Origin of the sequence: Curtobacterium sp. MMLR14_010, assembly GCF_001865015.1 — a bacterium.
GTDB lineage: Bacteria > Actinomycetota > Actinomycetes > Actinomycetales > Microbacteriaceae > Curtobacterium.
In genome coordinates this window covers 55,711-62,475 of record NZ_MJGV01000018.1, presented here as the reverse complement: position 1 = coordinate 62,475, position 6,765 = coordinate 55,711, and the positions used below count along the sequence as shown (strand labels likewise).

At 72.7% G+C, this 6,765-nt stretch carries 5 protein-coding genes; all 5 read right to left on the bottom strand.

What is annotated here, in order from left to right:
- Nucleotides 1-177: 177 nt before the first annotated feature.
- Entirely contained in the window at nt 178-1,485 is a 1,308-nt protein-coding gene (locus tag BIU98_RS02865) for an LLM class flavin-dependent oxidoreductase (RefSeq protein WP_071271159.1), read from the bottom strand.
- 2 nt (nt 1,486-1,487) lie between these two features.
- A complete protein-coding gene (locus BIU98_RS02860) occupies nt 1,488-2,882 on the bottom strand; it encodes an O-acetylhomoserine aminocarboxypropyltransferase/cysteine synthase family protein (protein WP_254787775.1) in 1,395 nt (464 codons plus the stop codon).
- A gap of 226 nt (nt 2,883-3,108) precedes the next feature.
- A complete protein-coding gene (locus tag BIU98_RS02855) occupies nt 3,109-3,645 on the bottom strand; it encodes an NUDIX hydrolase (RefSeq protein ID WP_071271156.1) in 537 nt (178 codons plus the stop codon).
- A 50-nt stretch (nt 3,646-3,695) separates the two neighbouring features.
- Nucleotides 3,696-4,403 (bottom strand): M50 family metallopeptidase, encoded by a 708-nt coding sequence (locus BIU98_RS02850; protein ID WP_071271153.1) that lies wholly within the window; start codon nt 4,401-4,403, stop codon nt 3,696-3,698.
- A gap of 135 nt (nt 4,404-4,538) precedes the next feature.
- A complete protein-coding gene (gene glmS / locus BIU98_RS02845) occupies nt 4,539-6,320 on the bottom strand; it encodes a glutamine--fructose-6-phosphate transaminase (isomerizing) (RefSeq protein WP_071271150.1) in 1,782 nt (593 codons plus the stop codon).
- Between the last annotated feature and the right edge of the window lie 445 nt (nt 6,321-6,765).

The window sequence follows — 6,765 nt, the reverse complement described above, 5'->3', positions numbered from 1 at the left end:
AAGTCGTCCAAGAAGGACGACAAGAAGAAGGACGACAAGAAGAAGTCCAAGAAGAAGGACGACAAGAAGAAGTGACACTGCCCGTCGAGGGAGCAGAACACGTCGAGTCCGTCGTACGGACCCGACGTCATCTGCTCCCTCGATGCGAGAGCGGGGGCACGGACGGCGACGCGCCCGTCAGAAGTCGAACAGGTTCGCCCGCAGCCCGCCCGCGCCGTACTCGCGCCGGAGCAGCCCGCGGTGCCGCAGCACCGGCACCAGGTCGCCGAACATCCGGTACACCTGCGCCGGGTGCAGGTCGCCCGAGAAGATGATCCCGTCGTTGTCCGCGTCCGCGCCGAGCTCCTCGATGAAGTCGGCGAACTCGTCCGCGGTGCCCACGAACCCGGAGCGTTCGGAGACCCGTCCCTTGCGGGCCTTCCGGGTCAGCAGCTCCCGCAGCGGTGCGTCCGGGGTGTCCCCGAGCAGCCCGCGGATCGTGCCGGCGGAGACGTGGTCCCCGAAGGTGCCGGCGGGCACGGGGGCGTCGAGGTCGAGCGCGAGGAGGTCGGTCTCGGAGTCGCTCGACCACGCGATCGCGGCGGTGCGCAGGTCCTCGTCGGTGGGGTGCCTCGACGCCGAGACGATCCGGTCCGCCTCGTCCGTCGAGACGGTGATCTCGGGCTTGAGGACGAACAGGACCCGCAGGTCGTCGGCTGTCCGACCGGCGTCGAGCGCGGCGGCGATGACACGGGCGCGGTAGTCCCGCACCGCCGACGCCGACAACGGGGCCAGTGCGAGCTGCACGTCCGAGTGGGTCCCGGCGAACCCGAGGCCTCGTCCGGAACCGCCGGGGGAGACCACGACCGGGTCGGCCTCGAGCGGCAGGGCGTTGAGCGGGCCGTCCGCGGTGAAGTACGCCCCCTCGTGGTGGAACGCGTCGAGCGCGGCACCGTCGGCGAACCGCCATTCGTCGCGGTTCCCGACGTACCCGTCCGAGCCCCACGAGTGCCAGAGGCGCCGCAGCAGGGTGATCCACTCCTCGGCCCGGTCGTACGCCTGGTCGTGGGGCAGCGGCGGCAGCCCGGCGTGCCTCGCGCTGCCGACGTCCGTCACGACGTTGATGCCGAAGCGGTCCGACGACAGGTGGGCGAGCGTGGCGAACTGCCGTGCGGCCAGGTAGGGCGGCGTGATGCCCGCGTTCACGGTCGGCACGATGCCGATGTGCGAGGTCGCGGCGAACAGGTAGGGCGCCAGCAGGAGCGGGTCGTGCTTCGGCCCGCCGTACGCCTGGCGGATCCGCAGGTCGAGGGTCGAGGGGTTGCCGAGCGAGATCGCGTCCTCCGCGATGACCAGGTCCATCCCCGCCTGCTCCAGCGCGCGCACGGACTGCTGGTACAGGTCCGGCTTCGTCCAGTCGTGGCCCCAGTCCCAGTCGGACCGTCCCCACGCCTGCGGACCGAAGCCGCGCGAGAAGAAGTACCCGAAGTGCTGCAGGTCGGCCATCGTCAGATCTCCTCGGCGATCACGTGCTGTGCCGGGACCGTGTGTCCCAGGGCGGCGAGCTCCGTGGCGGGCGCGGTCCGAGCCTCCTGGCCGGCCCCACCGTCGCCGCGCACCGCGGCGAGCCCGCGCTCCAGGTCGCGGAGCAGGTCCGCGACGTCCTCGATCCCGACGGACAGCCGGATCAGGCCGTCGCCGATGCCCTGCTCGGCACGTTCCTCGGGCGTCCGCCCCGCGTGCGTCGTCGTGGCCGGGTGCAGGATCAGGGACCGCACGTCGCCCAGGTGGGTCATCCGGCTGAACAGCTGCACCGCGTCGATGAAGGCACGGGCGGCCGGCTCGCCGCCGGCGAGCGTGAAGGCGAACACGGAGCCGGCTCCCCGGGGCAGGTACCGCTCCGCCAGGTCGTGGTACGGACTGGAGGCCAGACCTGCGTGGTCGACGCTCGTCACCTCCGGCTGCTGGTCCAGCCACTCCGCGATCGCGAGCGCGTTCGCGCTGTGCCGCTCGATCCGCAGGCTCAGGGTCTCGATGCCCTGACGGAGCAGGAAGGCGTTGAACGGCGAGGGGGTCGGGCCGATCCGGGAGCTGACGACGTCCCGGGCGTACACGACGTACGCGCGGGTGCCGTACCGATCGACGTAGCTCTGGCCGCCGAGGGACCGCTCCGGGCTGGTCAGGTGCGTCCAGCGGTCGGGGGAGGCGGACCAGTCGAACGTCCCGCCGTCGACGACCACGCCGCCGAGGCCCGAGCCGTGCCCGCTGAGGAACTTGGACGCCGAGTGCACCACGATGTCCGCGCCGTGCTCCACAGGACGCACGAGGTAGGGCGTCGCCAGGGTGTTGTCGACGATGAGCGGGACCCCTGCCCGGTGCGCGGTCTCCGCGACGCCGGCGATGTCGAGCACGTCGTTCTTCGGGTTGGGGATGGTCTCCGCGAAGAACGCCTTCGTGTTCGGGCGGACCGCCGCTGCCCACGCGTCGAGGTCGCGGGCGTCGGCGACGAAGTCGACCTCGATGCCGAGCCGGCCGAGGTTCTGGGTCAGGAGCCCCCGGGTGCCCTCGTAGATGCTCCTGGCACTGACCACGTGGGCGCCCGCCTGGAGCAGCCCGAGGAACGCCACGGTCGCCGCCGCCTGACCGCTGCTGACGAGGATCGCCTCCGCGCCGCGCTCGAGCAGGGCCACCCGGCGCTCGACGTCGGCGTTCGTGGGGTTGCCGAGTCGCGTGTAGGTGTAGCCGTCGTCGGTGCCGGCGAAGCGGTCGCGGGCCTGGTCGAAGTCGTCGAAGAGGAACCCCGAGGACATGTGGATCGCGGGCACCCGCGCACCGTGGCCGGCGTCGGGCACGAACCCGCCGTGGACCTGCTCGGTCGCGAAACCGTGGTCGTCGTTCGACATGGGCACCTCCGGGACGTGGTGTCCGTACTCTCGCAGGACGCGCTCCGTGGACACGCCAATGCGGCCTCCGGTTACGTCGCGCCTGTCCTGCCGCCCGGACGTCGATGTCCGTTGCCGGCTGTGACGGATGCGCTCGGCGATCCTCGGGGTCCGCAGGTGCAGGTGCAGGTCCGGGAACGGACGGGTGTCGGGGACACGGATGCGCCGCGGACGTCAGTCGTGCGGCTCAGCTCTGGGCGCGGGACCCCGTCCGGACGCCGTCGAGCCGGTCGACGAAGCCCGGGGGCAGCGAGGCGGGCAGTGCGTCGACCGGGAACCACCGGACGTCGTCGCTCTCGTCGCTCACGCTCGTGACGACGTCGGGCCGGGCGATCGCGACGAAGCCGACGTCCCAGTGCGCGGCGCAGGCGAAACCGCCGTGCAGGTCGTGTCGGTCGAGGTCGACGATCCGTGGCGTCGCCAGGTCGAGGTCGGGGACACCGGACTCCTCGCGGGCCTCGCGACGAGCGGCGTCGGCGAGCGACACGTCGCCGTGCTCGAGGTGTCCGCCGAACTGCACCCAGAACCGGCCCTTGCGGTGCAGGCAGAGCAGGACGTTGGACAGGTCGGGCGACAGCACGAAGCAGGACGCGGTGAGGTGCTCGGGACCACCCTCGCGCCAGAGCGCGGCGTCACCGTGGGACGTGACGAAGTCGGAGAACGCGTCGCGGTCGGCGTCGGGCGGTGCGGTGCGGAGTTCGGCGAGGGCGTCGGGCGCGTGCATGGGGTCCATCGTCGCAGGGCTCGCGCGGCGCTCGCGGACGCGCGCCTGCGTCAGACCAGGCCGCGCACGCCCGTCGCGACGGTGTCCCACACGGCGAGCAGGGGTCCGCGGGCGAGCCACACCGCGGCGCCGTTGACGACCACGAACAGGACGAACCACACCACGGCGGGCAGTCGCATCTCCGCGGCGGCGATGTGGAAGTCCGTCTGCACGCGGGCACCGGTGACCAGCCACCGTGCGACCTGCACGACCGACCGCAGCCCGTCCACGACGAACAGGGCGCCGACGGCCGCGACCACGAGCACCGTGGCCTCGGACGGCCGCAGCGCCACCCAGAGCGCGAGCGCGTCGAACCCGACGACGACGAGCAGCCCGAACCAGTTGCGCACGAACACCAGGGCGACGAGCCCGATCACCCCGAGCACCACGACGGGGAGCCACCGGGACCCGTGGAGCACCCCGGTCACGAGCAGCGTGCCCGCCCAGAGCGGGGCGCTGTAGCCGGCGTAGAGGTTGAGCACGCGGACGAGCCACCGGATGCCGCCGGGGACACCGCCGAGCTGCACCCAGGCCTCGCCTGAGCCGTCGGCACGCAGGTCGATGCGGCGGATCCGCCCGCCGAAGGGCACCACGACGACGCAGTGGCCGACCTCGTGCGCGATCGTCGCGGCGATCCGTGCCACCCGCCCCACACCGGGGACGAAGGGGAGCACGGCGCCGACGAGGATCGCGACGAAGACCAGGGAGGCAGAGGACATCGTCCGCCACCCTGACAGAAACGGCCTAGGAGTGCACCGAGGGGAGCAGCACGACGGCGAGCACCGTCGCCGGGACGGCCACCGAGGTGAGGATGACGAGGAACATCGTCAGACGGTTCATGCGGGTCTCCCTGGCTATTCGACCGTCACCGACTTGGCGAGGTTCCTCGGCTTGTCGACGTCGCAGCCGAGCTGCAGCGCGAGTTCGCGGGCGAGCATCTGGAGGGGCACGACGGCCTCGAGCGGACCCCACGGCCCGGTCTCCCCGAGCGCGGGGATGTCCGAGCCGGGCCCTCCGATGGTGATGACGAAGCCGCCGCGGGCACGGACCTCGGAGATCGCGGCCTGCAGGCGGTGCTCGCCGTGGTCGATGACGACGACGGGGGTGCCCTCGTCGACGAGTGCCAGCGGGCCGTGCTTGAGCTCGCCCGACGGGTACGCCTCGGCCCAGCGGTAGCTGAGCTCCTTGAGCTTGAGCGCGCCCTCGGCGGCGTACGGCAGCCCCACGCCACGGCCGAGGAACAGGAAGCCCGTGGCGTCCTTCACGCTCGACACGAGCAGCGGGATGCGGTCGGCGGCGACCTGTCCGGCCGTGGCCAGGCGTGCGGGGAGGTCGCGCAGCGACGCCACGAGGGTGGCGGCGTGCATCGGCTCGATGCGCCCGGACGCGACGAGCGCGGAGATCATCACGGCGACGCCGACGACGACCTGGGCGGTGAACGTCTTCGTCGCGGCCACCCCGATCTCCGGTCCGGCGTGGCAGTCGAGCACGGCGCTGGCACGACGGGCGAGCGAGGAGTGCACGTTGTTCGTCAGGGCGAGCACCGGGAAGCGGTCCTCGAACCGGTCGAGGGCCCGCAGCACGTCGGCGGTCTCCCCGGACTGGCTGATCGCGACGACGAGGGTCCCGGGGCCGAGGACGACCTGGTCCGCCTCGCTGGCGACGATGATGTCGGTGGGGACGCCGCCGATGCCGCGCAGCGCGGTGGCGATGACCTGCCCGGCGTTCAGCGAGGTGCCGCAGGCGACGATGGCGAGCCGCTGGAACCCGGGGAGTCCGAGGCCGACCCACATGCTGCCGTCGGCGGCACGGGAGGCGATGCGCTCGACGATGCCGGCCACGACCTCCGGCTGCTCCTCGATCTCCTTCGCCATGTGGTCCGGGTGGTCGCCGAGGTCGAGCGCGGCGGCCGCGAACGGCGACGGGGTGGGGAAGGGCACGGCGACCGAGACGCCGTCGGAGGACCAGGACCAGGACTCGCCGAGCTCGACGACGTCGCCGTCGCGGAGCGCCACGAAGGTCTCGCACCACTCGGCGATCGCGCCGATGTCGCTCGCGACGAAGTCCCCGCGGGGTGCCCGGGCGACGACGAGCGGGGAGCGCTCGGCGGCGACGACCATCCGGCCGGTCCGGGAGTCCAGGACGACGACGGCCCACGAGCCCTCGAGCTGCGCGGCGGCGATCTGCACGGCGAGCATCAGGTCGTGGTCGACGGCCAGGGCGCGCTCGACGAGGTGGCTGATGACCTCGGAGTCGACGTCGGACCGGAACACGTGTCCCTGCGCCTCGAGCATGGTGCGGAGGCGCTCGGCGTTCTCGATGATCCCGTTGTGGACGACGCTGATGCGGCCGGAGCAGTCCTGGTGCGGGTGGGCGTTCGCCTCGCACACGCCGCCGTGGGTGGCCCAGCGGGTGTGGCCGATGCCGGTGCCGGTGAGGGCGTCCCCGGTGCGGGCGGCGACGAGCGTGCGGAGGTCACCGACGCGGGAGACGGACCGGACGGTCTCGGTCCCGCCGGAGGCGGTCCGCACCGCGATGCCGGCGGAGTCGTAGCCGCGGTACTCGAGTCGTTCGAGGCCGTCGAGCAGGTACGGGGTGGCGTCGTCGGAGACGCGGGCCGCGATGATGCCGCACATCGTGGATCCCTTCGGGTGGGAGGGGTGGAGGGAGCGGGTCGGCACCGACCGCCGCTCGGGTCGGCCACGCGATCGGGTTCCGTCGACCTGGACCGCCGCCCGTCCTCGGATCAGGCGAGGACGGACGACGGCGTCCTGGGGTCGACCGTTCGGGTACCGATCGGGGTACCGTGGCCGGCCTCCCGGGGGAGGCGCGGCGGTCGGTGCACAGACAGCATCACCGGCGGGCCAGCCGCCGGACAACGTCCGACGACGACTGTTGCGGTTCCCCGCGCGCCAGGTGCGAGACTGCGGGTCCCGATGCGGGGTCACGCAACCGGCGGTCCGCAGGGTGCCCACGCGTTCTCCGTGACAACCGACCTCGCAGGCTCGGTCGGCGCTGGCGCCGCGCGCCGCTGGCGCGTCGCAACATGCGGAGCGCGCGGGAGGCCCGGTGCCAGCTGGC